Genomic DNA, 26,328 nt, shown 5'->3' with positions numbered 1-26,328 from the left:
CTCATCCCGTATGCCTTAGTGCTGCTGCACCTGCGCGTGTTCTATGCCCGCGAGGAAGCCTGGACGCCGACCTTCATCATCGCCGGCATCACGCTGACCAAGATCGTCCTTACGCTTTTGGCCCCGTTGATGACGTCCAACCCGGACCGCGTGGTGATTTTGCTCGGTACGGCCAATGGCTTTGGCTTCGTCTCCGGTGCGGTCATCGGTGGCTTCTTGCTCAAGCGCAAGCTCGGCAGCCTCGGCGGCAAAGCCGTCACGCAGACCGTGCTGTGGGCTTCTGGTGCCGGTCTCGTAGGCTTGGTTGTCTCCTGGGTGCTGTACTGGGGCGTGAATTACCTCCTTCCAGAGAATTTGCCCTCCATCGTCTCGCTGATCAAGGTCGCGGTGCTTGGAGTCATCTTCCTCATCGCCACCGGCCTGGTGCTCTCTAAGTCCTCCTTGCCGGAGGTCCAGAACCTGGCCCGCGCCTTGCAGCGCATCCCGGGCATGTCCCGCTTCATCAAGGTCGATTCCTCCAAGGCTATCGAGCTGGAGGAGCCCGACGTGCCGGAAATCCGGCCGGTATTCACCCAGGATGCCTTCAATGCCACCCTGGTACCGCCACCAATGTCCGCCGGTATCGTCCGCGGCCCACGCCTCGTGCCGGGCGCCCCGGTATCGGATGGTCGCTTCCGCTTGCTCCAAGATCACGGTGCGGTCACCGGTGCACAGTTCTGGCAAGCACGCGAGCAGTCCACCGGCCGCCTAGTCGCATTGACGTTCGTCGATACCAATAGCCTGGCACCGATTGCGCCATCGACTCCGGGAGTTGCCGCCCGCCGCTCCGCCGAGATTTCGCGCAATACCCGCCGCCTTGCCGAGCTGGAGCTCGATACCGTGGCGGATAATATCCAAGTCCTGTCCTACCGCACGGGCTGCCTGGTGGTGGCGGATTGGTTCGAGGGCACCTCCCTCAAGCAGGTGGCTGAGGCCGATAACCTCGACCCCCATTCTGTGGCTCGTGCTACTGCGCCGCTATTTGCTGACGCCGCCGCTGCCCACGATGCCGGCCTCATCCTCGGAGTGGAACACCGCGACCGCTTCCGCGTTTCTACCGACGGTGTAGTCAAGGTGGCCTTCCCCGCCGTACTGGATGGCACCTCCGCCGCCACCGACCGCGAGGCCCTCAGCTCCGCCCTGGAGCTGCTCGTGGAGTCCACGGAGCCTTCGCCGAAGAAGCTGCGCGATATTTCTGAAGATGCCAACCTCTCGGCCAACGAGGCCGCCCAGCGCGTCGAGGACGCGCACTTTGCCCTCGATAGTGCTGATGAGGACAGCCGCGAGGAAAAGATGGAACAGCTGCAGGAGGCAAAAGCGCTGACCTTGGCCGGCATCGCCCAGCGCCTGCACGACTTCGCACCGGAGGAACCGGAGGAAGCACCCGAGGCCTTGCCGGTAAAGGCAGAAGAAGAACCGGCCCAAGAGGATGACCCGGCCCAAGAGCCTGGCTTCGGCGGCCGCGGTTATTCCGGTTCCGGCGTCATCGTTATCGGTATCTTCGCCACCATCTTCGTCGTAGCGATGGCTGCATTGACCACCTGGATCATGTCCTTGCTCAGCGATGTAAAGGCGTCTAATCCGGTCAGCGAAACCATCCACGGCAGCACCGAAATTCCGGATGCCCCGCCGGTGCGTCTCCAGCCTTCCTCTGCGGTTACCGTTCCTGATAACAAGGACGATGCTGCGCTTATCGACGGCAAAACGGCCACCACCTGGTCCACCGAAGAGGAGGACACCGGCGTCCTCGTCACTGTGGATTCGCCAACGCACTTCGCAGTCTTGCCGGTGGTGCAATCCAATTCGGCTGGGGCGAAATATGCCGTCTATGGCGTTAATCGTGACCGCTTCAACCCAGAAAACCCACAGGCCGGCTCTCTGTACCAACTGGCAAGAGGCAAGTTCAAAAACGGCAAGGAAGACATCGAGCTGGAGAAAACCCCCGAGCAATTCGACGGGCTGCTGCTCATGATCACCGAGCTCCCCAAGTCCAATAAGGCAACCATCGCAGACATTGGGCTCGTTGGACAGCCCTAGGAAAACTTCGGATACATGAACCCACATTGCAGTCCATGAAATGACGGCCGAACTGAAGAAAATCGCCTTCAGTTCGGCCTTAGTTTTTATTTTTCTTCAACACAAAACTTCATGAGCTGCGCCTTCTAAACTTTTTTACTTCAAGTATTGACCATTTAGGAGTAGTGCGTACACTGTGGGGTGTAACGCAAGCAACAATTTTAGGAGTATTCACTATGTCCCTCGCACCAGGTACCTACGCACTCGATCCAGCCCACACCGTTATCGGATTCGTCGCCAAGCACGCAATGGTCACCAAGGTCCGCGGCAACTTCGCCGATTTTGAGGGCACCATTACCGTGGCCGAGAACATCGCTGAGTCCAACGCTCAGGCCACCATCCGCACCGCATCCATCTCCACTGGCAACGATGACCGCGATGCCCACGTAAAGAACGAGGACTTCTTCGCGGTAGAGCAGTACCCGAAGATCACCTTCAAGGCCACCAACCTCAACGTTGATGAGAATGGCAACGGCACCGTCACCGGTGACCTCACCATCAAGGGCACCACCAAGTCCGTCGACCTCGATGTGGAAGATGTTGCTACCGCTGAGGACCCCTTTGGTAATACCCGCCTGGGCTTCGAGGCAACCACCAAGATCAACCGCAAGGACTTCGGCATTGACTTCAACGCTCCACTGAAGACCGGCGGCGTGCTGGTCTCCGAGGAGATCAAGATTGAGCTCGAGGTCTCCGCTATCAAGCAGTAGACCCGTGCCCCAGACGCACTAGAAGCATTAAGCTTCTCCAAGCCCGCAGCCACCTTCTGGCCGCGGGCTTTTCCTACGTCTTCCGGTATTGCGGTACAGCCACTCCTTAACCCTGGGAAGGCATTTCAGCGTGAACATGAAGACATAAAAAGTAATTTTCATGGAAAATATGGTGCTGCGTGGAGGACGGTAAGTGCGTCACCGTTGAAATGAAGTACATGGAGGTACCAATCACGGATACTTTCTATGGCGTTGACCTTAATCGTCACCCCGCCGAGACCGCACAGGAGAGCACTGAACGAGTCGCACAAGAGCTACAACGCCAAGGAATCCGCACCGAGACAAATAATTTCCTCATCTTATTGCCTGACCACTTAGTCGCAATCGAAGTGAACGAAGGCGTTGCTTGGTTCGATCCTGACTATTGGAGTCTTGAGGACTTTCTTGAAACGTCGTTCCTTGCCTAGTGAAAAGTAATCCTTGGATGTTAGCGAACGAGGCGGCGGCATGATTCAACGGAAAATAGTTAGAATGCACACCAACTGTGATGACGGTTTCAGTTTCCCACTTTGTACTGCGATATATGCCTAAGGGCGCTGTGCTCGTAAAGCGGAGACTCTGGAATTGTTCTTGATCCATGTTGCGGCATGAGGATCAATGAAACCCGCTATTTCTTGGATAGCGTTATCAACGGAGTCGAGATGTGCGACTTCACGGGCTCTATCGCGCTGTTGAACGATTGATTCGTGGTGAGAGCACCTATTTCTCATTTCATAAACAATGACTACAAGCTCTTCGAACTGCTGTCTGCTGTCAGGGGGTTTCTTCAACGCCCTCTTTACCTGAGGCCAGATGCTTGCTTGATAGTGGTTACTTAAAAGGTAACGCCAGAAGTCGAAGCTGAGTTCAGCAATGATTTTTCCCGGTAACGCCCCTCCTCCTCCAGCTCGTCTTTTCGCTTTGCGGATATTCTTCTTTGCCGCAACGTTGAAAGGTATTCGATCGTCATCAAACCATCGGTCACCGTACCTTCTGGTTAGGGCACTGTGAATGCAGTTTCGAAGAAGTACTTCAACATGCTCAATGTCAGCGAGATAGGTCTTCGTGAGGTGAGTATTCCAAAGGTATAGCGCCTCTGGTGTGGGGTGATCGGCGTACCGGCTCATCCGCGCGGATGAAAACCATTGGGATAGCGGTACGGGGGCCAATCTTGGATTACTCATTATGGAAATGCTAATCTCTATCTTGAAAGCCTCGGAACGATCCCTGCACTACGAAAGTAGGAGTAAATCGCCGAGGTTATTGATTTTTCCGGACGATTAATTTCTTGCACGTCTTTAGATCTAGTCGTGAGGCCCACCTTACTGTGCACCTGAGACGGCAACTAGGTTCTTTCGCAAATCTTGCGTGCTGAGATGAGATCGCCCACCTCCGCGCGAGGTTGCGTCCTCTAGTGTGGTGTAACGCTTGCTGATGGTCACTGACATCTAGCGCCGCTTGAAGAGTATGGGACGGGCAAAACTAGTCCAACAGGTCCGCAGCGAGGTCCCAATACCCGCTGGGTATTTTGCTCCTAGAAGGCAGCGGAACTTAGGACCCCAACCCCGCACCCTACGTGACGGAGGTAACTATAGTTCCTAAGTATGACCGCACCACAAAATAAGACGCAGCACGAATTGCTCCAAGAACGCGCGGCAGCGGTGGACCTGCGCGCCTATCACCTCCACCTTGATCTTTCGGAGGTACTCGATAGCCCCACCTACCGCGTGACTACCCGCCTCGAGCTGACCAGCAATGAGCCCGAGCTCTTCCTGGATTACCTGGGCGAATCGGTCGCGGAGTTAAAGGTCAATGGCACCCAGCAGGAGGTGGACTTTGATGGCAGCATCATCCGGCTACACGGCGTGCCGGTAGGGGAGGAGCTGACCATCGAGGTCACCAGCCACTCCCGTTATTCGCGCACCGGCCAGGGCCTGCACCGCATGCACGATCAGGCCGATGACGCGACCTACCTGTACTCACACCTCGAGCCTTCCGATGCTCGCCGCATCTTCCCCTGCCTCGAGCAGCCGGATCTCAAGGCCGTCTTCCACGTGCGCATGACCGCACCGAAGCAGTGGCAGATCCTCTCTAACCAACCGGAAGTCGAGCGCAGTGAGGATGGCGATCTCGCCACTGTTACCTTCGCGCCGACACCGCCGCTGTCGACCTACCTGACTTCCTTCGCGGCAGGCCCTTACCAGTATCAAGAACGCACGTGGACCGCCCCGGATGGCAGCCACTCGGCACAGTTGCGCGCCTTTGCTCGCGCGTCCATGCTTGAGTACCTCGACGAGGAAATCTTGGACCTTACTGCCCAGGGTATGGACTTTTTCCACCAGAACTTTGGCTATCCCTATCCGTGGGGCAAGTACGATTCCATCTTTGTACCCGAATACAACCTCGGCGCGATGGAAAATCCCGGCCTGGTGACGTTTACGGAGAACTACATCTTCCGCTCCCGCGCTACCCGCGCGCAGCACGCCGGCCGTGCAAATACCATCCTGCACGAGATGTCCCATATGTGGTTCGGTGACCTGGTCACTCCGCAGTGGTGGGATGACCTATGGCTCAAAGAGTCCTTCGCGGAATTTATGGGCGCGGATTCTTCCGTCCACGGCACCGACTACACCGAGGCCTGGGCCAATTTTGCCGGCGCCCGTAAAAATTGGGCCTACTTGCAGGATCAGCTGCCCACCACGCACCCCATCAAGGCGGAGATCCCGGACGTAGATGCCGCGCGCCAAAATTTCGACGGCATCACCTATGCCAAGGGCGCGGCGGTGCTCAAGCAACTGGTGCACTATGTCGGTCGCGATAATTTCTACGCTGGGGCGCGCGACTACTTCCAGGAGCACGCCTTTGCCGCCGCCACCTTTGATGACCTCCTGAAGGCGCTAAAAAAGCACACAGACCGCGATCTTGATGCTTGGTCGCAGGCCTGGCTACGTACGTGGGGTCCAGATACGCTCATCCCGGAGCTGCACACCGAAGGCGAGAAGATTGCGGAGCTGGCCATCCTTGCAGAAGCCGAGGACGTCTGCCGGCCACACCGCCTGACCGCCTCGCTTTTTGATGCCGACTTACACAAGTATCGCGAGATCGACATCGATCTCCCCGCCGGCGATGACACCACCCGCACCATTATCGATGAGGCGGCCGGCCTTCCGGCCCCAGAATTGCTGCTGCTTAACGACGCCGACCATACCTACGCCAAAATCCGCTTCGACGACACCTCCCTAGAAACGGCAGGGAACCGCCTGACCGAAATCGAAGATGATCTCACCCGCGCTATCATCTGGACCGCACTATGGAACCTCACCCGCGATGGGGAAATGTCGGCGATTGATTATGTGGGGGTCGTCGTCAAGCACGAAGCCTACGAGACCAACACGACGCTGCTGGCTACTGCCTGCGCAAATGCCAATTTTGCGATTGCCCATTATGTTTCGGAAGCCGACCGCGAGCAGGTCCGCACCGACTATGCCGAGGCGATCTGGGGCCATCTGGACGAGGCCGAACCAGCCTCGGACGCCCAGCTTGTACTCGCACGCGCCGCCATCCGCGCACTCGCCGCAACGCCGGAGGAATCAGGCACCACGCGCCTTAAGGCCCTGCTCGCCGGTGACATTGCCGGCCTTCGCTTGGACCCCGAAATCCGCTGGTCCATCCTGCGCGCACTCGCCGCCCGAAATGCCGTAGAACTAGACGAGTTGGAGAAAGAAAAACAGCGCGATAATACGCTGACCGGCGCTACGGAATTCCTCGGCGCCAGCCACGCTTTCCCCACGCCAGAGACCAAGCGTGCCGCGTTCGATAAGGCGCTCACGCCGGGCGCCTACTCCAATGCCGAGGTAGACGCGCTGGTCGCCGGATTCAATGCCCCGCGCTCAGCTGCACTGCAGGAGGCCTTTGCGGAGGAATTCTTCTCCCGCGTGGAAGAGATCTGGGCCGCGCACCCGATTGAGATTGCCAACCGCCTCATCCGCGGCTTCTATCCACAGCTGCCCATGGCCGACGACGCCACCACCCGTCTGCTGCACCGTGAGCTGCCAGGAGCACTGCGCCGCGTACTGCTCGAGTGTCGCGATAATCTGCGGCGCACGCTTCGCGTGCGGGCTGGTCAATAGACTGTACTGTCCAGCGCTCGCGCTCTGCTTCCCCTCGGGTCACACTGTGGTTAACAGTTGTTGATCCGGGGGGAATCTACATATGACACTGAGTCATGACCGCAGTGACGAAGAATTAGTTGATGCTTTCATTGAAGGTGATAATAAGGCCTTTTCCACCATCGTGGAACGCCACCGCACGCGGCTGACCACCGTGGCACGCCGCTACACCAAAAACGATCACGATGCCCAAGATGTGGTCCAGGAAGCCTTCCTGCGCGCCAGCTGCAACCTGCACTCTTATCGCCGCGAATCCGCGCTTTCAACCTGGCTACACCGGCTGGTGAAAAATTCTGGCTATGACTACCTCAACCATCGCTCGAATAGGGAAAATGCCTCATTAGATACGGAGGACTTCGACGACGATCGCAACCCGCTGCTCGCGCATAATCCTTCCGAAAACCTAGCGGAGCAGCTGGCGGTGCGCGAAGCCATGCAGTTGCTGCGCGAGGATCAACGCGAAGCGCTGGTGCTTACCGACGTCGCCGGGTTCCGCGTCGGAGAAGTTGCCACTGCTCAAGGAGTAAAGCCCGGCACCATTAAATCCCGCTGCGCCCGAGCGAGGGAAGTCCTACGCGCGGCCATTGGGTGAGTTTGCTAATACCGACGTTTGTCAGTGTGGCGGGTAGACTCATGGCGTTACGCGAAACCACACACTGATTTAAGGGAGTTAGCAATGACCGTCCACGATGTTGCCATCGTAGGTTCCGGCCCTGCCGGTTATACCGCCGCGCTGTACGCGGCACGCGCCGAGCTCAACCCGATTGTCTTCGAGGGCTTCGAGTACGGCGGCGAGCTTATGAATACTACCGAGGTAGAAAATTACCCCGGCTTCCAAAAGGGCATCATGGGCCCTGAGCTGATGGAGGAAATGCGCGCCCAGGCCATCCGCTTCGGTGCGGATTTGCGCATGGAAGTCGTTGACTCGATAGAGCTAGAAGGCGATATTAAGAAGCTGCACGTGGGTGACGAGTTCTTCGAGGCCCGCGCCGTCATCCTCGCCACCGGTGCCACCCCGCGCCACCTTGGCGTTCCAGGTGAGGAAGAACTTACCGGCCGCGGCGTTTCTACCTGCGCTACGTGCGATGGCTTCTTCTTCAAGGACCACAATATTGCGGTTATCGGCGGCGGCGACTCCGCCATGGAGGAAGCAACCTTCCTCACCAAGTTCGCGGACTCCGTCACCATTGTGAACCGCTCCGAGAACTTCCGCGCCTCTAAAATCATGCTGGAGCGCGCCCAGGCCAATGAGAAGATTAAATGGGAGACTAATAAGGTCGTCGAAGAGGTCATTGAAGCCGACGGCAAAGTTGGCGGTCTCAAGCTCAAGGACGTCACCAACGGCGAGACCTCTACCTTGGACGTGACTGCCATGTTCGTAGCAATTGGCCATGATCCGCGCTCTTCCTTCCTCAATGGTCAGGTCGAGCTAAATGACAATGGCTATGTTGTAGTTGAACAACCCACCACCAAGACCTCCCAGCTTGGCGTTTTTGCCTGCGGTGACTTGGTGGATGACCACTACCAGCAGGCAATTACCGCGGCCGGCTCCGGTTGCCGCGCGGCAATTGATGCGGAACATTTCCTCGCAGAAAGCCGTTAAATCAGTATGAGCAACGTCAAGAAAGTAACCACCGATACCTTCCGCAAGGACGTCATCGAGTCCGATAAGCCCGTCGTCGTCGACTTCTGGGCCGAATGGTGCGGCCCCTGCAAGAAGCTATCCCCCATCTTGGAAGAGGTAGCAGAGGAGCTAGACGGCGAGGTCACCATCGCCAAAGTCAACGTCGATGAAGAGCGCAACCTAGGTGCCATGTTCCAGATCATGTCCATCCCTAACGTGCTGATTTTCAACCACGGCGAGAAGGTAGACGAATTTGTTGGTCTGCGTTCTAAAGATGACATCGTGGCGCAAGTGAAAAAGCAACTTTAACTGTTAATCTAATTCCTATTAGATTAAGCGTGTAGAAATTCTGAAATGCGGCCCCTAAACACGGGCTGTGAAAGGGGTAAAAGGCGTGAACCGCGTTCTTCGAGTCGGCGATACAAGCGTGCGTGTAGCTGAGGCTCGCGCCACCTTGGCCCGTCTCGGCCTCTTGTCAGATTTCAAGGGGGAACTTTCTGCGTGGAAAAAGCAGAAGTACTCCGAGAGCGACAAGAGCTTTGATGCCAATTTGTCTGAGGTCCTCAAGGCCTTCCAGCAATCGCGCGGCATCGTGCCCACGGGAGAGATCGATGATCTCACCCTGCGCGAACTGCGCCAGGCCTCGTATACGCTCGGCAGCCGTGTACTTGCCTACGAGCCCGCAAATGAGCTCGTGGGTGATGATATCTCGCAGCTCCAGCAACAGCTGCAGGAGCTGGGCTTTTACCAGCAGCGCGTAGACGGCCATTTTGGCACCAATACCTACGCGGCGCTCAAGGAATACCAACACAACTGTGGTTTGCAAGAAGATGGTGTATGCGGTCCCGCCACCATCCGCGCCCTCAGTCTGCTTGGCCGCCGTATCACCGGCGGATCCGCGCACAATATCCAAGAGCGCGAGCGCGTGCGCAACGCCGGCCCTAAACTGGCGGGCAAGCGCGTTGTGATCGATCCCGCCTTGAGCGGCGGCGACGCCGGCCAACAGGTCAAGGGACGCTTTGGTGATATTTCTGAGCAAGAGATCCTGTGGGACCTCACCCAACGCATCGAGGGACGCATGATTGCCGCCGGCATGGAGACCATCATCTCCCGTCCTCGGACCTCCGATGCGGACGTGAAGTCCCGCGCGGAGTTGGCCAACGCCTTCGATGCGGACATTGTCATCTCTTTGGCTTGTGATTCCTACCCCAATGAAAAGGCCAATGGTGTTGCCACCTTCTATTTCGGTTCCGAATCCGGCAATTCCTCGCTTATTGGTGAGACCCTATCCGGCTTTATCCAGCGTGAGATTGTCGCGCGCACCGAGCTGCTGGACTGCGGCAACCACGGCCGCACCTGGGATCTGCTTCGCCTGACCCAAATGCCGGTCATCCAGATCGTGCTGGGCTACCTCACCAACCCAGAAGACATAAAGATCCTCACCAATCCGTCCCGCCGCGACGATATCGCTGAGGCCATCGTCATCGCGGTAAAGCGTATGTATCTCATGGATCAGGATACAGTTGTGACAGGTACCTATAAATTTTCTGAACTCCTTCAAGCTGAGCAGTCCTAAGTCAACGAGATTTGCCCACAAATCTTGGCTCGAAGCGAATCATTCGATTAGTATCTACTGATAGTCTTCATTTCTACTATTTGAATGGATCTTCATGATGGATGCTTCGAGCCCCTCCGCGATCTCTCCCAAGGAAATGGGACGTGTAGTAGCTGCAACCACAATCGGTACGGCGATTGAATGGTACGACTATTTTCTATACGCGGCAGTAGCCGGACTCGTTTTTAACCAAGTAATGTTTTCTCCCTTAACCGGAAGTTTGGCCAGCATCGTGTCTTTCGCTTCTGTGGGCCTATCGTTTTTGTTTCGGCCCCTCGGTGCGTTTTTAGCCGGCTACTATGGAGATCGCTACGGTCGACGAATCGTCCTCATGGTCACACTTTTCTCCATGGGGGGCGCAACCACTTTAATCGGCCTCTTACCTACTTACGAAACGGTAGGTCTATGGGCTCCCATTATGCTCATTTTTCTCCGCATTATTCAAGGCGTATCCGCTGGAGGGGAGTGGGGATCAGCGGTATTGCTAGCGGTTGAACATGCTCCGAACCAGAAGCGTGGCCTTTACGGTGCCGGACCCCAAATTGGAGTTCCCATCGGTCTTCTCATGTCCTCGGGAATTTTATCCATTATGAATAGAATTGCGCCCGGAGATGCATTCTTTCAATGGGGTTGGCGCGTCCCCTTCTTACTTTCCTTCGTGTTGGTTATCGTGGGCTACGTAGTAAGAATCGGCGTCGATGAATCGCCGGTTTTCAAAGTTATAGCGGGCAACAAAAGTCATGAGGGCCCGAATCCCATTGGAGTTCTCTTCAAAAAGCATCTACCTCTTGTATTTGTCGCCGCACTGGTATTTGCAGGCAACGGAGCTGTAGGTTATATGACAGCAGGAGGCTATATTCAAAATTATGCCACCAACCCAGAAGGACCCATTTCCTTTGAGCGCGGTGATGTGCTCAACGCAGTTACTTTGTCTGCCGTAACTTGGTTAATATTCACGCTATTCGCCGGCTGGGTGTCGGACTATATCGGTCGACGAAGGACTTATCTCATTGGATTTGTCGTACAGGCAATTGGAGCTGGAATACTCTTCCCACTGGTAAACTCAGCTTCACTGGGCCTTCTTTATGTCGCGCTTATCTTTCTAACTGTAGGCCTAGGACTAACTTATGGTGCCCAGTCCGCCATGTATGCTGAGCTCTACCCTGCATCCGTTCGTGCATCAGGGGTATCGATATCTTATGCCATTGGATCAATTCTCGGCGGCGCATTTGCACCTATGATCGCTGCATCTTTAGTAGATGCAACAGGCACAACAGTTGCGGTTACAATCTATCTAGTAACTGCAAGCCTCGTAGGTTTTACCGCTATCTTGCTTCTCCAAGAAAGAAAAGGTATCCCTCTTAGCCCTGATTTTGAAACGGAACAATCTAAAAGTCCGTTTATTTTTGGTAAGTAACCTAAACAACAGTAGAACTGAGGCATCCGATTCCCACAATCTTCACTGTGACTATTTTATGGTCAATTCGTGGAGTTTCGGACAAATGATCCGAGTCGAACACGCTCTGCTTGACAGGCTGTAGCTGTCATTGAACGATTCTGAATCAGAATAGGAGAGTAACGCCAACGTCCCTCTCTGACGGCCTTTCAACCCGAGCAGATCAAAAGTGCAATTCAGGGGTGTACCAATTACTTCTTCTACTTTTCACTTTGACAAAGAGTACCGATTTCCTTGCAAGTGAATTGTAAAACTTCACAGAGAGGTATTTAACTACATAAAGCAAATTCGGCAGCAATGCAATAATTGCAAATAATTCATCATCCCAAAGTTAGCAACATTCTATTGAACGACACAAGAACCCCCCCCTTTAGGATCCTACGTCCGTATCAAATCTAAATACCTGGAGACGTCAATCGAAAGTTCAGAAAGCCATTAGCCTGACTTTAGGAGTTAAATAATCAGTGCTGCTACTAAAGCCTGCCTTGGGATTAAAAGATCGAATATTTTAAGTGACCGCAAACTAGCATTTGTTTAAACTTTCCATCTTTCGAAAGTTATCCACCTGGCTGCATTAGTGCCATGATGCGCTCAAAATCTTCTTGATCACCAAATTCCACGACCATCTTGCCCTTGCGTTTGCCCATGGTCACGGTGACTTTGGTGTCAAAGCGGTCCGATAGGCGCTCGGCAGAATCGGTGAAGAACTGCGGCTGTGGCGCCGACTGCTTCTTTTTTGATTCGGCCGGCTTGCCATCGCGCTTATAAAGGGTGACTGCCTCCTCAGTGGCGCGGACAGACAGGCCCTCCGCGATGATGCGGTTGGCTATATATTCCATCGCCTCCGTGTCATCCAAAGATAGAAGCGCACGCGCGTGGCCGGCGGATAAGGTACCAGCGGCTACACGTTTTTGTACCTCTACCGGCAGCTTAAGCAGGCGCAGCATATTGGTCACCTGTGGGCGCGAGCGGCCAATGCGGTCCGCCAGCTCGTTCTGGGTAACGCCAAATTCTTCCAATAGCTGCTGGTAGGCGTGGGCCTCTTCCAGAGGGTTGAGCTGCACGCGATGGATGTTTTCCAGCAGGGCATCGCGCAGAAGGTTGTCATCCTTGGTATCGCGCACGATGGCTGGAATAGTAGCCAGACCCGCCTTGGAAGAAGCGCGCCAACGGCGCTCACCCATGATGAGCTCGAAGCCACCCTCCTCGGAAGGGCGAACAACGATGGGCTGCAAGAGGCCAAACTCGCGGATCGAATGGACGAGCTCGCCCAGCTCATCCTCGTCGAAGACGGTGCGTGGCTGCTTCGGATTAGGGATGATATCCCCAATGGAAATCTCACGGTAGGTCGCACCGATGGGAGCCGGGGTGGCCTGACGCTTCTTCGAAGATTGTGAGCCAGAACCCTGTTGAATGGTGGGCGCGCCCTTTACACGCTTGCCGTCGCCGCCCTTGCGGCCAGGCTGCGGGGTGGCATTTCCCAAGATGATATCCGCCGCGGAATCTCCCAGCCGCGGCTTGCGGGTAGGGGCATCAGGGCCGGATGGGATGAGTGCGGCGAGACCCTTGCCGAGTCCACCTTGCTTCTGTTCTGCCATGAGTTCCTATCCTTCCAATTCCGCGTAAATCTCTGGGCTCACGCCAATCGCCCCGGTGGTCGGGTGCGGGCGATAATCGCCGCGCCGGTTAAGCTCGCGCGCCGCCGCAAGATAGGCGCGGGCACCGGTGGACGAAGGAGCGTAATCAATAACCGTAGTACCGTATCCCGGCGCCTCCGAAACGCGCACGGAGCGCGGGATAACATTGCCCAACACCACAGCACCAAATTGCTCGCGAACGTTATCTGCCACATCTTCTGCCAAGCGCGTGCGGGCGTCATACATGGTCAACAGCACGGCAGAGATATGCAGATCCTCGTTGAGGTGTTCACGGATCATGGAAATATTTCCCAGCAACTGGCCCACACCTTCGAGGGCGTAGTACTCGCATTGAATCGGGATGATGACCTCTTCCGCGCACGTCATCGCATTGATGGTAAGCAAACCTAGCGATGGCGGGCAGTCAATGAAAACGTATTCGAAGCCATGCTCCTCGAGGAAGCCGTTGTGCAGGGCGTCATAAAGCCGAAATTCGCGGCGTACCAAGGACACCATTTCGATCTCCGCGCCAGCCAAATCAATGGTGGCGGGGATGCAGAAAAGGTTCTCGTTGTGCGAAGAAGGCTGCATAGCCTTCTCGGCACTGCAGTCCCCGAGGAGCACCTCATAGCTGGAATCGGTGCCGGAATTGTGTTCCGCACCCATGGCCGTGGAAGCATTTCCCTGCGGGTCAAGATCGATCACCAGCACTTTCTTGCCCTCTGCGGCAAGCGCTGCGGCCAAGTTGGCGGCGGAGGTGGTTTTGCCTACGCCGCCTTTCTGGTTAGCAATGGTGATAAGGCGCGGATTAGTCATGCCGTCTACTTTAGTTCACGCGCGGGACACGAATGATCGTGGTTCCCTCGATGGTTCTGACCTCGGCCTTTCCACCGCCGGCCTTCTTGATGTCAGCGGCATCGCGTTCTAGTTCCTCATGTACCGAAGAGCCCTTCAGTGCGATCATCTCGCCCCCCTTGCGCACTAGCGGCAGCGACCACTTCGCAAGCTTACCCAAGGGCGCGACGGCGCGCGAGGTCACCACATCGGCCCCCGCCACGGCCTTTTTAATCGGGCCTTCCTCAGCACGGCCGCGCAGGACCGTCACATTGTCGAGCCCTAGTTCTTCTACCACCTCGTTGAGGTAGTTATAGCGCTTCAACAGCGGCTCAATCAGGGTTATCCGCAGGTCTGGGCGCGCAATGGCCAGTGGAATGCCAGGCAGTCCGGCACCCGAGCCTACATCGATGACCGTAGTGCCCTCGGGGATTGCCTGCTTGACGACGGCGCAGTTAATAATGTGCCTGTCCCACAAACGCGGCACCTCCCGGGGGCCTATAAAACCACGAGTGGACCCGTCTGTAGCGAGCGAATCATGGTAAGCCTGCGCGAGGGGCAAGCGGGAGCCGAATACTACTGACGGGTCCATCTTGGACACGATGGGGTTCTCCTCCGTGTTTATTTGTTTTTGCGCTGTTTCTTGGTGCGGTTGTCCTTCTTGCGGGCACCCGGCTTAGGTGCGGAAGTCCGCTTGGCCTCAGCCTTCGCGGCTTCCTCTTCTTCTTCCTCGCGGTCCATCTTGGCATAGACGATGCGGGTTTGGAAGAAGGTCCAGACCGTATTGGCCATCATGTAGAACAGCAAACCGATTGGCCAGATGAAGCCGGAGAAGATCAGCATAGCTGGCATGACCCAGAGCATCATCTTGGACATCATGGCCATTTGCTGTTGCATCATTTCCGCATTCTGGCCCTGTGGCGCTTGGGTCTTACCGGCGGCGCGGCGCTGTTCCTGGCGGTTTAGGCTCATGCGGGCGTTGAAGTGCGTCATAACCGCAATCACGGCGATCATCGGAACGATGATAACGGCGGCCTGGCTGGTGGTTACGCCCTCCACAATCGGCGAGTTCAAGCGCAGGTTGGTCACCAGCGGGACATCGAAAATCTTGGCATCCAAGAACTGCTGGACCAGCTCCGGCTTAAAAATGTAGTTGGCAGTATTTGCGTTGTCCTCAACGGACATTGGATCGCCACTGGGGTGGCCAATGCCACCGGCTACGGCGACGGTGCGGTCGAAGGAGCGCAGTACGTGGAACAAACCAACGAACATTGGAATCTGCACGAATACCGGCAGGCAGCCGGCCATCGGACGAACGCCGGATTCCTTGTAGACCTTCTGCATTTCCTGCGCGGCCTTGGTCTGATCGTTGCCGTACTTCGCACGGATTTCCTGCACCTTAGGCTGGATTTCCTGCATCTTGCGCGAGGAACGAATCTGGCTGATGGTCGGCTTGACCATTAGCGCCTTAAGCGTCCAGGTCAACAGCACAATGGCCAGAATCCACGTAATGCCCCAGGATGGGTCCATCACGAGGGAAAGCAGCCAGTGCCAGAACCATAAAACGGCCGAAATTGGCCAGTAGATGAAATTAAGCACGAGTGTTTAATCCTCAGTTGTTGTTGGGGTCCGGAACCGGATCAAATCCGCCCGGATGCCAGGGGCCACATTTGCAGACCCTGGCAATTGCCATCGCCGTACCCTTGAATGCGCCATGTTTGGATAGCGCTTCAAGAGCATAAGCACTGCATGTCGGTTCAAACCGACAGGTCGATACCATCTTAAGGCCAGAGACATGTTTTTGGTAGAAACGAACCACTTTGACCATTGGTGTGGCCAATCCTCTGGCTGGGGGAATCTCCTCCCCGCGGGAATTTAGATATCCCATTGCTTGCGCAGTGCTTTAGCAAGATCTTTTTCTAATTGCTCACTGCTAGCAGTGGCGCTAGCGGGCAATGCACGAATGACCACATCCACGCTGGCGGGCAGCTTGGGAATGAAAGTCATGCACACATGGCGAAGCCGCCGGGAGGTGCGGTGGCGAACCACTGCATTCCCGACGGCTTTAGAAACAATTAAGCCAAAGCGCGGCCCAGTGGCTGCGATTTCGGCCTCCTTGTCCGTACCTGCGTTATCGCGCGCATGCACGACTACCGTACGAGTGCCCGCCCGGCGACTGCCCTTCATCGTGCGCCGAAACTGTGTCGGCGATGTGAGCTTGTGCTGGGCCGGAAGCATAACTTACGCAGTCAGCTTTGCGCGGCCCTTCTTGCGACGAGCCGCAACGATTGCGCGACCTGCACGAGTGCTCATGCGGGTGCGGAAACCGTGCTTACGAGCACGACGACGGTTGTTCGGCTGGAACGTGCGCTTACCCTTTGCCACGTTAATTCTCCTTGAAGTTGTGCGTAGGCACACCACCGCTAACAGCGGCGCACCCACTGATGATTAGATTCCATGAACCTGACGCATCACAGTCTCTCCGGTGCACGGCGAGCCGACGGGCCCAGCCAGTGCGAGGTGACGCTGTCACTTTCACGCGCAACTCTTTGTTGCAATAGACCATGCCAGATTACGTGATTTCTGCCGCTAGAAACAAATCGACACCCGGGTACACCCGAAATTACATAAATGTTTTTTCCTGCAGCTAGGCGGCCAGATTCCGGGCTCTTACTGCGCCGAATCCACCGCACTGGAGGACCTATCCAGATCGGCGTCCAGGGGGTGAATTTTTCTCACTAGACACACCCGCCGCTTCGGCGGTACAACAGAAGAATCAAATTCCACAGCCAAGCCTGGCATGTGGATAACTCTAAATCAACGCTTGAGACTTTTGCAGTTTCCGCAGCTTAACGCCATAAACCGGCCAATGAAGAGTTATCCACAGCCATGAACTAAGCTGTGAATAACTCTTTCATCCACACCTGTGGATAACTCTGTGGAGATCGAGGTGACTCGATAAAAACCACTGTGAAAACCACGGTGGAATCCACGGTGAAAATTGTTATTCAATGTCCACCCGTTCCCGACTGAATTCCACAAAGGTAGCCTGTTGTGACTGACCCACAAGCGAACCTGCATGCCATTTGGCGCGCGGTCGTTGATGACCTGCTCGCACAATCCGAGCAACCCAATTCCGAGGTCCCTAGTTTTTCCCATTCACAGCGCCTTTACCTCCAACTGGTCCGCCCCATCATGATGGTCGAGGGCTACACCCTCGTTGCCGCCGAGAACCTCGACGCCAAAAATGTGGTCGAAAATGAACTGGGTGAGTACATCGCCAAGGCCTTGACCCGGCATCTCGGGCGCCCCTGCTCCTTCGCGGTTACCTTGGCCACTCCGCAGGAACCACAACCAGCGGCCACAGAGCCTTCTCCACAGGCAGCTCCGCCGCAACAGCAGCAGGCTCCGCAAGCGCAACAACCCCAGCACACGGAGCCTCCCCAGAACTACATTCCGCGCCCGCAACACTCTGATACCGGTACGCAACCAGCGCCCGCACAAAACAACTGGCAATCCAGCCATGCCCCAGCCAGCTTGGATGAACTTGCCCAGCACTATAACCAGCAGCAGGCGCAGTCCGCGGGAAATTTCACCGATGCTAGCTCTAACTCCGCTCGCATCCCGCGCGAGGCTCCGGCACATGATCCCAACCGTGAAACTTCACTGAATCCGAAGCACACCTTCGATAGCTTCGTTATCGGTTCTTCGAATCGTTTTGCCAATGGTGCAGCCGTTGCTGTGGCCGAAAATCCCGCCCGTGCATATAACCCACTATTCATCTGGGGTGGCTCTGGTCTAGGCAAAACGCACCTTTTGCACGCCGCTGGTAATTACGCCCAGGTGCTGCACCCGGGTCTGCGCGTGAAATATGTGTCTTCGGAAGAGTTTACGAATGACTATATTAATTCGCTACGTGATGACCGCCAGGAATCCTTCAAACGGCGCTACCGCAACCTCGACATCTTGATGGTCGATGATATCCAGTTCTTAGAGGGCAAAGAATCCACCCAGGAAGAGTTCTTCCATACTTTCAATGCGCTGCACCAAGCCAATAAGCAGATCATTTTGTCTTCGGACCGCCCGCCGAAGCAGCTGACAACGCTGGAGGATCGCCTCCGCACGCGCTTTGAAGGCGGACTTATTACCGATATTCAGCCGCCAGATCTGGAAACGCGTATCGCGATTTTGATGAAGAAGGCGGCAAATGACGGCACCGAGGTGGATCGCTCCGTGCTTGAGCTCATTGCCTCGCGCTTTGAATCTTCCATTCGCGAGCTCGAAGGCGCTCTTATCCGCGTTTCGGCCTATTCCTCTTTGGTAGATGAGCCAATCAACGTAGAGATGGCGGAAATCGCATTGCGCGATCTGGCCCCGGATTCCGCTGATCGGCAGATCACCGCTACCTCAATCATGGAGGTCACGGCAGACTTCTTTGATATTGATGTGGAAACTCTGCGCGGCGCCGGCAAGAAGCGCGCGGTAGCGCATGCTCGCCAGCTGGCAATGTATTTGTGCCGCGAGCTTACCGAGCTATCCCTGCCCAAGATCGGTGAACAGTTCGGCGGTAAGGACCACACCACCGTCATTTATGCCGATCGCAAAATCCGCAAAGAGATGACCGAAAAGCGCAATACCTATGACGAGATCCAGGCGCTTACCCAACGCATCAAGAATCGCAGTCGCGCCTAAGCCTTAGCGTGCTGCCTCAGCGCTCTCCTTTATATAAGGAGGGCGCTTTTGTTTTCCCGATCCCGCTTCCCAGATTTCGCCGGGGTCACTTGGGGTTGAAACCAGCTAGAAAGCTAGACAGAATCCTCCACGCCGCACCGGCACACCCGTGTAATTTCACAAATAAGGCCCGAAACCCTCTAAAAAGGGCCGTTTATCTGCAAGAAAAGTTATCCACAGCGTTATTCACACTTGTGTAATTTCATCTTTGTAATTCATGGATCTTGCTCACAGTTTTAAATTCCACAGGCCTTGTGCTGGGAGAACCACCCTGTGATCAGTGTTGTGTGTAGATCAGTGATCAAATGACAAAACCTGTGGATAAAACGGCGATCCCACTAGTTGTCCACAATTCACCCCGATTGATCACAGCAAGATCACAAGATTTGCCACACCCCGGATCTGCGCCATGAACTTGTCATTTACCTAGTTACGCACAGATTGCACAGCGCTTATTACTACTACTAAATTATTTCTCTGATCTGTATAGAAGAAAGAGGGTGTGTGGAATTCGGCCCGCCCCGCCTCCGGCCAGGCGCGGATCGAGCGGGCAAAGATGGAATTACACGTTGTGGCGCACCGCGCCCAATGCGGTAAGTTGGAAGCCAGTCTTTTGTAAGTAACAAATTTCCTACTTGCCTCAGAGGAGCTCTTCGCACCATGGATGAAGCCGTGTCATTTCGCGTTGCTAAAGATGACCTTGCCAACGCCGTAGCGTGGGTTGCTCGCAGCCTGCCTTCCAAGGTCACTCAGCCCGTGCTTCGCGCGATGTTGATCACCGCGGATGACAATGGTCTTGAGTTCACCGGCTTCGATTATGAGGTTTCTACCCGCGTCCGCATCGCCGGCATGGTGGATGAGCCCGGACAGATTGCGGTAGCCGGCAAGCTCCTCTCCGATATCGTTGCTTCTTTGCCCAACAAGGAAGTAGAGATCTCCCAGGTAGATTCCAAAGCACTGGTTACTTGTGGTTCCTCTCGCTTCGAGCTGCCACTGATCCCACTGGATGATTACCCTCAGCTTCCGGTATTGCCAGAGGTTACGGGCACTATCCAGCCACAGCTTTTCGTCGAGGCCATCCACCAGGTCGCTGCCGCAGCCGGCAAGGATGACACCCTGCCTATGCTCACCGGTGTGCACATGGATATCCATGGCAAAGACATTGAGATGACGGCAACGGACCGCTTCCGTCTGGCCATGCGCACCTTGGAATGGGAGCCCAAGTCCCCGAACGTGGAAGCCAAGCTCCTGGTACCTGCTAAGACCCTCCAAGAAACCGGCCGTTCCTTGGATCCACATCTCAACATTCCAGTGGAGATCGCCGTTGGCACCGATGACAATATTGGTGCCGATGGTCTCTTTGGTCTGCACGCGGATAATCGCGAAACCACCACGCGCATGCTGGATGCGGACTTCCCCAATGTTCAGCCGCTGCTGCCGAAGAATCACACCAATATTGCCTCCATTGAGGTGGCACCGCTGCAGGAAGCAATCCGTCGCGTTTCTTTGCTGACGGATCGTAATGCACAGATTCGCATGGAATTCGCCGATGGTCAGGTAACCCTATCTGCCGGCGCGGATGCCGGTAACGCGACCGAGACCTTGCCGTGCGCTTTCCATGGCCGCGATGAGTTTCTCATTGCCTTCAATCCGGGCTACCTCAAAGATGGCTTGGCCGTCATCAACACCGACCGCGTGGTCTTCGGCTTCACCGAGCCTTCCCGCCCAGCCATTATGATCCCAGAACCGGAAGAGCTGCCTGAGGCCGATGAAGATGGCAACTTCCCCACGCCAGAGACCAACTTCACCTACCTGCTCATGCCGGTTCGCCTGCCGGGCTAATGTACGTCAGGGATCTCGATGTTCGGGATTTTCGCTCGTGGCCCGAACTTAATGTGCAGCTAGGGCCGGGGATCACCCTTTTTGTCGGGCGCAATGGCTTTGGCAAGACCAATATCGTCGAAGCCATTGGTTATACTGCCCATCTTTCCTCCCATCGCGTATCTCACGATGCGCCGTTGGTGCGTCAGGGTGCCGATAGTGCACGGGTGTCTATTACCGCGGTGAACCAGGGCCGCGAGCTCACCACCCATTTGCTGATTAAACCCCACGCGGCCAATCAAGCGCAGATCAATCGCACGCGCCTGCGCAGCCCCCGTGAGCTGCTGGGCGTGGTAAAAACGGTGCTCTTTTCCCCGGAGGATTTGGCCTTGGTGCGCGGGGAGCCGGCCGGGCGGCGCGCTTATCTCGATAGCATCATTGCCTCACGGACCCCGCGCCTTGCGGGCGTGAAGGCCGACTATGACAAGGTGCTCAAGCAACGCAATGCCTTGCTGAAATCAGCCTCCGGCAGCCTGCGCCGTGGCTATTCCGATAGCGACGGTGCCGCTGCATTGGCTACCTTGGATACCTGGGATGCGCAGCTTGCCTGCCTCGGCGCCCAGGTAATCGCCGCGCGCCTTGCGCTTGTCGACGCCCTCTTAGACCACATCCCCGCCGCTTATTCCGGCCTGGCACCAGAATCGCGGCCGGCGCAGGTGCAATATAAGTCCACGATCGACACCTCGGATCGCGAGGTACTAGAGGCCGTCTTGCTTACCGAGTTGGCCACCGCCCGGCAGCGCGAGATTGAACGCGGCATTTCCCTGGTGGGCCCGCACCGCGACGATCTGGTGCTTAACCTGGGCGATCAGCCGGCCAAGGGCTTTGCCAGCCATGGTGAGACGTGGTCTTATGCTATTGCGCTGCGCCTAGCGGAGTTTAATCTCCTGCGTCAGGAGGGAGGATCGGATCCGGTGCTCATTTTGGATGATGTATTTGCCGAGCTTGACGCCAAGCGCCGCAAGCAGCTTGTCCACCTTGCCGCCGAGGCCGAGCAGGTGCTCATTACCGCGGCGGTAGATGAGGACCTACCGGGGAACTTGGAACCCATCGTGCGCTACCGCGTGAGCGTGGAAGATACCGATACCGGCCGTATCTCCAAGCTCAGTGCTGAGGATGCCGGCGAGGATGGGGATGGTGACAAGGATGAGTGAGGAACAAGGGGGCGTCGGCAAGCAGCGCATTGATCCTGTCACCCAGTACTTTAAATTGGTACGGTCCACCTCCAAGAACCCGCCGAAGCTAACCCGCCCTGTGCCAAAGATGCCGGTGCCCTCTCTGGAGAAGGCACAAAAGCAGGGGTATATGGGCTATCAACGGGGTATCCCTACGGGACCAGATGGCAGGAAGAAACGGCGAACGCTGGCGGTGCCGAGCCTGGGAGCCCAAATCAGCCGCGAGGTAGTCAATCGCGGCTGGGAGCACGACCTAGCCAATGGTTGGGTGATGGGTAATTGGGAGAATCTCGTGGGCGAGCGTATCGCCGCCCATACGCAGCCGCAGCGGATTAAGGACAAGGTTGTCTTTGTGTCCTGCGATAACTCCACCTGGGCTACGGAGCTGCGCTACCTGCAGCGGCAAATCTTGCGGAAAATCTCTGATCGCCTAGGCCCGGATGTCATTGTTGAGCTGCGCATTCATGGGCCCAAGCAGCAGCGAAATTATGAGGGGCGGCAGTGGGTGAAACCACAAGGATCGCAAGATACGTATGGCTAATAGGTTGCACTTGGATCCGACCTTTAAATCCTAAATAACCTCAGAGCGCGCCAGATTCCTATCTCTCACGGGTGTGGGGTGTCTTTCAGTAGGGGGTATCCGTGTAGAATAGTTAAAGTCTTAGAATTAGCTATAGCCAAAAGGAGAGCACGAATCCGTGGCTGAAGAACACGCATATGATGCCGGGTCAATTACGATCCTGGAGGGCCTCGAGGCCGTCCGTAAGCGCCCCGGCATGTACATTGGTTCGACCGGTTCGCGCGGCCTGCACCACCTCATTTGGGAGATCGTTGATAACTCCGTCGATGAGGCTATGGCCGGCTACGCCGATAAGGTTACCGTCAAACTGCTGGAAGATGGCGGCGTCGAGGTCATCGATAATGGCCGTGGTATCCCGGTAGAAATGCACGCCTCCGGCGCACCTACCGTCCAAGTGGTCATGACGCAGCTGCACGCTGGCGGTAAATTCGACTCCGACTCCTACGCCGTATCTGGCGGCCTGCACGGCGTCGGCATTTCCGTGGTGAACGCGCTTTCTACCCGCGTAGAAGCGGAAATTAAACGCGATGGTAAGCACTGGTATCAAAACTTCCAGAACGCCGTCCCGGATGATCTCGTTGAGGGCGGCAACGCCCGCGGCACGGGTACCAAAATCCGCTTCTGGGCGGATCCGGAAGTATTTGAAACTACCGAGTACGATTACGACATCATTGCTCGCCGCCTGCAGGAAATGGCCTTCCTGAATAAGGGCCTATCCATTGAGCTCATCGATGAGCGCGTTACCGAAGAGCAGATCGAGCTGGAAGAAATCGCCGATGCAGAATCCGGCGAGACCAGTGCGGATGAAACCTCCTTCGATGATGCCCCGGACGCTGGCGATACTTTCAACGAAGAATCCGGTGAAGCGGCGGAAGCTGCGGCGGAAAAGAAGCGCCGTAAGAAGATCACCTTCCACTACCCGGATGGCTTGACCGATTACGTCAAGTACCTCAATAAGTCCAAGACCGCGATCCACCCGACTATCGTTTCTTTCGATGCCAAGGGCGAAGATCATGAGGTGGAAGTAGCACTGCAGTGGAACCAGGGCTATAAGCAGTCCGTTCACACTTTTGCTAATACCATCAATACCCACGAGGGCGGCACGCATGAAGAGGGCTTCCGCGCGGCCCTAACCTCCTTGATGAACCGCTATGCCAAGGAGCATAAGCTCATCAAGGAAAAGGATGGCAACCTCTCCGGCGATGACTGCCGCGAGGGCTTGGCCGCCGTCATTTCCGTCAAGGTGGGCGATCCGCAGTTCGAGGGCCAGACCAAGACCAAGCTGGGCAATTCCGAAATCAAGGGCTTTGTCCAGCGTGCGGTGAACGAGCACGTCAATGACTGGTTCGATGCCAATCCGGCTGAGGCAAAGGCCATTATCAATAAGGCCGTGTCCTCCGCACATGCTCGCATGGCTGCCCGCAAGGCCCGCGAGATGGTGCGCCGCAAATCTGCCACCGACCTGGGCGGACTGCCCGGCAAGCTCGCGGATTGCCGCTCTAAGGACCCGAAGATTTCCGAGCTCTACATCGTGGAGGGTGACTCCGCAGGTGGTTCCGCTAAGGGCGGCCGTGATTCCATGTTCCAGGCCATCTTGCCACTGCGCGGCAAGATCTTGAACGTGGAGAAGGCCCGCATGGATAAGGTCCTCAAGAATGCTGAGGTCCAGGCGATTATTACCGCACTGGGTACCGGTATCCACGAGGAATTCGATATCAAGAAGCTGCGCTACGACAAGATCGTGCTCATGGCCGATGCCGACGTCGACGGCCAGCACATTGCTACGCTGCTATTGACCCTGCTCTTCCGCTTCATGCCCCAGTTGGTTGAGGACGGGCACGTGTACCTGGCTAACCCGCCGCTGTACAAGCTCAAGTGGTCCAAGGGCACTCCGGGCTATGCCTTTTCCGACGACGAGCGCGATAAACTGTTGGCCGAGGGTCTGGAGCAAAACCGCAAGATCAACAAGGATGACGGCATCCAGCGCTACAAGGGTCTGGGCGAGATGAACGCCGCCGAGCTATGGGAAACTACGCTCGACCCGAGCACCCGCATCCTGCGCCGCGTGGATTTGGAAGACGCGCAGCGCGCCGATGAGCTCTTCTCCATCCTCATGGGTGACGATGTCTCGGCCCGCCGCTCCTTCATTACCCGCCGCGCGAAGGACGTCCGCTTCCTAGACATCTAAAGCGCAGCACAAAGCCCACCGTGGAAAATACTGCGGTGGGCTTTAATTGTGGCGTTTTAAAGCGCGAGCCCTAGGCCTGGGAGCTGCGCTGATCCGCTACGGCGAATCCCAGGGAGGCTAGGCACATGGCTAGGATGACGCCGAAGCCGGCGACGATGGAAAGCGGCCAGTCCGCGTTCGTGCCGTGCAGGGTGGCAAAGACTATGGCCGTGATGACGGCAAGACCGATGGCCGTGCCGATGCGCTGGCCGGTCTGGAGGACAGCTCCCGACGATCCAGCGTAGGCCTGAGGGACATGTGCCAAGGTGAGCGTCTGGTTAGGGGAGATGACCGAGCCTTGCCCGCCGCCCACCAAGGAGAGCGACAGGACCATCCACCATTCGCTGGTACCCCATTGCTCGGTGGCCCAGATGAGCGCAATGGTGGCAACGAGCCCGGAGATGGTCACCATCATGCCGATAACCACGACCTTGCGGCCGTGGACGGACACTGACCGGCCGGCCAGTGTGGCAGAAATAGAGCTCAACAAAGCGGCCGGAATGCCTACGGATCCGGCAGCGAGGGCGGAGTGCCCGAGACCGCTTTGGAAGTAGAGCGCGACGAGCACCCAAATGCTGGTAATACCCATAAACCACAAGGTGGCGATGATGGTGCCATTGCGAAAGCTCGCAGTAGCAAAGATATTAAGATCCACCATTGGTGGATGACCGGTGGCCTTGTGTCGTCGCTCCCAAAGCACCCATGCCACCAGTAAAAACGCGCCCAGGAGCAGCAGCCACCACACGCCAGGTGTTCCAGAAGACTCCATGAAGGGGAAGAGGATGGCCCACACGGCGGCGCCAAGGATCACAGCACCAATGGGATCAAGGGTGGCTAGGGTCTTGAAAATTCCCAGTTTATTGCCCATTTCATCGCGTACACGAGAAAACAGCGGCCGCGGAAACCACATCAATCCCAAGATGATGGCAATAAGGCCGACGGGGAAATTGACCAGCATGGTCAACCGCCAGCCCAGGTCTGCGCCACCCAGGCGTATGAGCAAGCCGCCAAGTACCGGTCCAATGGCCACGGCGAGGCCCACCGTGGAGCCAAAATAGCCGAAGGCGCGGGCCCGCTCGGGGCCGCGGAAGTACTGCTGGATCATGCCCACGCCCTGGGGATTAAGCAGGCCAGCACCTATGCCTTGGATAAAGCGGGCGGCATTGAGTGCCTCAGCATTAGGGGCAAAACCGGCGACTGCGGCGCTGATGGAATAGATAGCGATGCCAGCTAGAAAGATGCCGCCGCGGCCGACGAGATCTCCGGCGCGGCCGGCCGCCACGAGGATGACGCCGAAAGTGAGCGCATAGCCGGAGAGCACCCATTGCACATCCGAATTAGAGGCCCCTAAACCCGATTGAATAGAGGGCAGGGCCACATTAACAATGGATACGCTCAGCAGCGACATAAAAAGCGCCGTGAGCAAAACGATAAGTACCCGCCAGCGGGCGGGATCTTGGCCGGCGGGGTACTCGGTCTGGTTAGCTGCGGAAGTAATCACTTCCACACTTATACCTGGCGGTGAGAAGGCGATT

23 protein-coding genes are annotated in these 26,328 nt (G+C 56.4%); 14 read left to right on the top strand and 9 right to left on the bottom strand.

Annotation, left to right across the window (positions count from 1 at the left end; all coding sequences use genetic code 11):
* The 3 genes from MHK04_RS03300 to MHK04_RS03290 form a co-directional block, all read left to right on the top strand.
* The coding region (locus MHK04_RS03300) for a lipid II flippase MurJ (protein ID WP_275436561.1) at positions 1 to 2,076 on the top strand (2,076 nt) is incomplete at its 5' end.
* A 215-nt stretch (positions 2,077 to 2,291) separates the two neighbouring features.
* Complete coding sequence (locus MHK04_RS03295; protein WP_239207711.1) at positions 2,292 to 2,825, top strand: YceI family protein; 534 nt, start codon at positions 2,292 to 2,294, stop codon at positions 2,823 to 2,825.
* Between the two features lie 179 nt (positions 2,826 to 3,004).
* Positions 3,005 to 3,292 carry a hypothetical protein gene (locus tag MHK04_RS03290; RefSeq protein ID WP_239207712.1) on the top strand — a complete coding sequence of 96 codons (288 nt, stop codon included), beginning with the start codon at positions 3,005 to 3,007 and terminating at the stop codon, positions 3,290 to 3,292.
* A 120-nt stretch (positions 3,293 to 3,412) separates the two neighbouring features.
* Here the strand turns inward: MHK04_RS03290 and MHK04_RS03285 are convergent, their stop codons facing one another.
* Positions 3,413 to 4,048 carry a hypothetical protein gene (locus MHK04_RS03285; protein ID WP_239207713.1) on the bottom strand — a complete coding sequence of 212 codons (636 nt, stop codon included), beginning with the start codon at positions 4,046 to 4,048 and terminating at the stop codon, positions 3,413 to 3,415.
* A gap of 420 nt (positions 4,049 to 4,468) precedes the next feature.
* Here MHK04_RS03285 and pepN point away from each other — a divergent pair, with 420 nt between their 5' ends.
* The 6 genes from pepN (at position 4,469) to MHK04_RS03255 (ending at position 11,689) form a co-directional block, all read left to right on the top strand.
* On the top strand, positions 4,469 to 6,994 hold the full coding sequence (gene pepN / locus MHK04_RS03280) for an aminopeptidase N (protein WP_239207714.1): 2,526 nt from the start codon (positions 4,469 to 4,471) through the stop codon (positions 6,992 to 6,994).
* An 82-nt stretch (positions 6,995 to 7,076) separates the two neighbouring features.
* Positions 7,077 to 7,625 carry an RNA polymerase sigma factor gene (locus MHK04_RS03275; protein WP_023020188.1) on the top strand — a complete coding sequence of 183 codons (549 nt, stop codon included), beginning with the start codon at positions 7,077 to 7,079 and terminating at the stop codon, positions 7,623 to 7,625.
* Positions 7,626 to 7,709: 84 nt separating this feature from the next.
* Positions 7,710 to 8,636 carry a thioredoxin-disulfide reductase gene (gene trxB, locus MHK04_RS03270; RefSeq protein ID WP_239207715.1) on the top strand — a complete coding sequence of 309 codons (927 nt, stop codon included), beginning with the start codon at positions 7,710 to 7,712 and terminating at the stop codon, positions 8,634 to 8,636.
* A 6-nt stretch (positions 8,637 to 8,642) separates the two neighbouring features.
* Positions 8,643 to 8,966: a thioredoxin gene (gene trxA, locus MHK04_RS03265; RefSeq protein WP_023020190.1), complete on the top strand. Its 324-nt coding sequence runs from the start codon at positions 8,643 to 8,645 to the stop codon at positions 8,964 to 8,966.
* Positions 8,967 to 9,051: 85 nt separating this feature from the next.
* Positions 9,052 to 10,233, top strand: a complete 1,182-nt coding sequence (locus tag MHK04_RS03260) for an N-acetylmuramoyl-L-alanine amidase (protein WP_023020191.1) — start codon at positions 9,052 to 9,054, stop codon at positions 10,231 to 10,233.
* Positions 10,234 to 10,327: 94 nt separating this feature from the next.
* Complete coding sequence (locus MHK04_RS03255; RefSeq protein WP_396130209.1) at positions 10,328 to 11,689, top strand: MFS transporter; 1,362 nt, start codon at positions 10,328 to 10,330, stop codon at positions 11,687 to 11,689.
* A gap of 596 nt (positions 11,690 to 12,285) precedes the next feature.
* On the opposite strand, the gene MHK04_RS03250 is transcribed toward MHK04_RS03255, so the two are convergent.
* Genes MHK04_RS03250 through rpmH form a run of 7 tightly spaced genes read right to left on the bottom strand, consistent with a single transcriptional unit; the run spans position 12,286 to position 16,584 of the window.
* The gene (locus tag MHK04_RS03250; protein ID WP_239207716.1) at positions 12,286 to 13,326 is read right to left on the bottom strand and encodes a ParB/RepB/Spo0J family partition protein; all 1,041 of its coding nucleotides are present in this window, start codon (positions 13,324 to 13,326) and stop codon (positions 12,286 to 12,288) included.
* A gap of 6 nt (positions 13,327 to 13,332) precedes the next feature.
* Positions 13,333 to 14,181 (bottom strand): ParA family protein, encoded by an 849-nt coding sequence (locus MHK04_RS03245; protein WP_023020194.1) that lies wholly within the window; start codon positions 14,179 to 14,181, stop codon positions 13,333 to 13,335.
* A gap of 10 nt (positions 14,182 to 14,191) precedes the next feature.
* Positions 14,192 to 14,791 carry a 16S rRNA (guanine(527)-N(7))-methyltransferase RsmG gene (gene rsmG / locus MHK04_RS03240; protein ID WP_034656078.1) on the bottom strand — a complete coding sequence of 200 codons (600 nt, stop codon included), beginning with the start codon at positions 14,789 to 14,791 and terminating at the stop codon, positions 14,192 to 14,194.
* Positions 14,792 to 14,820: 29 nt separating this feature from the next.
* Positions 14,821 to 15,798, bottom strand: a complete 978-nt coding sequence (gene yidC, locus MHK04_RS03235) for a membrane protein insertase YidC (protein WP_200288486.1) — start codon at positions 15,796 to 15,798, stop codon at positions 14,821 to 14,823.
* 13 nt (positions 15,799 to 15,811) lie between these two features.
* Entirely contained in the window at positions 15,812 to 16,027 is a 216-nt protein-coding gene (gene yidD, locus MHK04_RS03230) for a membrane protein insertion efficiency factor YidD (protein ID WP_080971176.1), read from the bottom strand.
* A 47-nt stretch (positions 16,028 to 16,074) separates the two neighbouring features.
* Entirely contained in the window at positions 16,075 to 16,437 is a 363-nt protein-coding gene (rnpA, locus tag MHK04_RS03225; RefSeq protein ID WP_023020197.1) for a ribonuclease P protein component, read from the bottom strand.
* A gap of 3 nt (positions 16,438 to 16,440) precedes the next feature.
* Positions 16,441 to 16,584, bottom strand: a complete 144-nt coding sequence (gene rpmH / locus MHK04_RS03220) for a 50S ribosomal protein L34 (RefSeq protein WP_003847033.1) — start codon at positions 16,582 to 16,584, stop codon at positions 16,441 to 16,443.
* A gap of 669 nt (positions 16,585 to 17,253) precedes the next feature.
* Here rpmH and dnaA point away from each other — a divergent pair.
* The 5 genes from dnaA to gyrB all read left to right on the top strand — a co-directional run bounded on the left by dnaA (position 17,254) and on the right by gyrB (position 24,754).
* A complete protein-coding gene (gene dnaA, locus MHK04_RS03215) occupies positions 17,254 to 18,891 on the top strand; it encodes a chromosomal replication initiator protein DnaA (protein WP_023020198.1) in 1,638 nt (545 codons plus the stop codon).
* 699 nt (positions 18,892 to 19,590) lie between these two features.
* The gene (gene dnaN / locus MHK04_RS03210; protein WP_023020199.1) at positions 19,591 to 20,772 is read left to right on the top strand and encodes a DNA polymerase III subunit beta; all 1,182 of its coding nucleotides are present in this window, start codon (positions 19,591 to 19,593) and stop codon (positions 20,770 to 20,772) included.
* Complete coding sequence (gene recF, locus MHK04_RS03205) at positions 20,772 to 21,965, top strand: DNA replication/repair protein RecF (protein WP_239207717.1); 1,194 nt, start codon at positions 20,772 to 20,774, stop codon at positions 21,963 to 21,965. The genes dnaN and recF overlap by 1 nt, the downstream gene beginning before the upstream one ends.
* Complete coding sequence (locus MHK04_RS03200; protein WP_239207718.1) at positions 21,958 to 22,527, top strand: DciA family protein; 570 nt, start codon at positions 21,958 to 21,960, stop codon at positions 22,525 to 22,527. Before recF ends, MHK04_RS03200 begins: the two co-directional genes overlap by 8 nt.
* 157 nt (positions 22,528 to 22,684) lie before the next feature.
* Complete coding sequence (gyrB, locus tag MHK04_RS03195; RefSeq protein ID WP_023020202.1) at positions 22,685 to 24,754, top strand: DNA topoisomerase (ATP-hydrolyzing) subunit B; 2,070 nt, start codon at positions 22,685 to 22,687, stop codon at positions 24,752 to 24,754.
* Between the two features lie 70 nt (positions 24,755 to 24,824).
* On the opposite strand, the gene MHK04_RS03190 is transcribed toward gyrB, so the two are convergent.
* Positions 24,825 to 26,300, bottom strand: coding sequence for an MFS transporter (locus tag MHK04_RS03190; protein WP_023020203.1), 1,476 nt, complete (start codon positions 26,298 to 26,300; stop codon positions 24,825 to 24,827).
* Positions 26,301 to 26,328: the final 28 nt, after the last annotated feature.

It is taken from the genome of Corynebacterium nasorum, from assembly GCF_022345765.1.
GTDB lineage: Bacteria > Actinomycetota > Actinomycetes > Mycobacteriales > Mycobacteriaceae > Corynebacterium > Corynebacterium kefirresidentii.
Note: the sequence above shows the minus strand (reverse complement) of the source record. Positions and strands in the feature narration are given on the sequence as shown.

Excerpts from the sequence above, each read along its gene's own strand:
- MHK04_RS03245 (WP_023020194.1), bottom strand. The coding sequence starts at position 14,181 with ATGACTAATCCGCGCCTTATCACCATTGCTAACCAGAAAGGCGGCGTA.
- MHK04_RS03295 (WP_239207711.1), top strand. The coding sequence starts at position 2,292 with ATGTCCCTCGCACCAGGTACCTACGCACTCGATCCAGCCCACACCGTT.
- recF (WP_239207717.1), top strand. The coding sequence starts at position 20,772 with ATGTACGTCAGGGATCTCGATGTTCGGGATTTTCGCTCGTGGCCCGAA.
- MHK04_RS03200 (WP_239207718.1), top strand. The coding sequence starts at position 21,958 with ATGAGTGAGGAACAAGGGGGCGTCGGCAAGCAGCGCATTGATCCTGTC.
- MHK04_RS03250 (WP_239207716.1), bottom strand. The coding sequence starts at position 13,326 with ATGGCAGAACAGAAGCAAGGTGGACTCGGCAAGGGTCTCGCCGCACTC.
- rsmG (WP_034656078.1), bottom strand. The coding sequence starts at position 14,791 with ATGGACCCGTCAGTAGTATTCGGCTCCCGCTTGCCCCTCGCGCAGGCT.
- yidD (WP_080971176.1), bottom strand. The coding sequence starts at position 16,027 with ATGGTCAAAGTGGTTCGTTTCTACCAAAAACATGTCTCTGGCCTTAAG.
- dnaN (WP_023020199.1), top strand. The coding sequence starts at position 19,591 with ATGGATGAAGCCGTGTCATTTCGCGTTGCTAAAGATGACCTTGCCAAC.
- MHK04_RS03275 (WP_023020188.1), top strand. The coding sequence starts at position 7,077 with ATGACACTGAGTCATGACCGCAGTGACGAAGAATTAGTTGATGCTTTC.
- pepN (WP_239207714.1), top strand. The coding sequence starts at position 4,469 with ATGACCGCACCACAAAATAAGACGCAGCACGAATTGCTCCAAGAACGC.
- trxB (WP_239207715.1), top strand. The coding sequence starts at position 7,710 with ATGACCGTCCACGATGTTGCCATCGTAGGTTCCGGCCCTGCCGGTTAT.
- MHK04_RS03285 (WP_239207713.1), bottom strand. The coding sequence starts at position 4,048 with ATGAGTAATCCAAGATTGGCCCCCGTACCGCTATCCCAATGGTTTTCA.
- trxA (WP_023020190.1), top strand. The coding sequence starts at position 8,643 with ATGAGCAACGTCAAGAAAGTAACCACCGATACCTTCCGCAAGGACGTC.
- MHK04_RS03255 (WP_396130209.1), top strand. The coding sequence starts at position 10,328 with ATGATGGATGCTTCGAGCCCCTCCGCGATCTCTCCCAAGGAAATGGGA.
- rnpA (WP_023020197.1), bottom strand. The coding sequence starts at position 16,437 with ATGCTTCCGGCCCAGCACAAGCTCACATCGCCGACACAGTTTCGGCGC.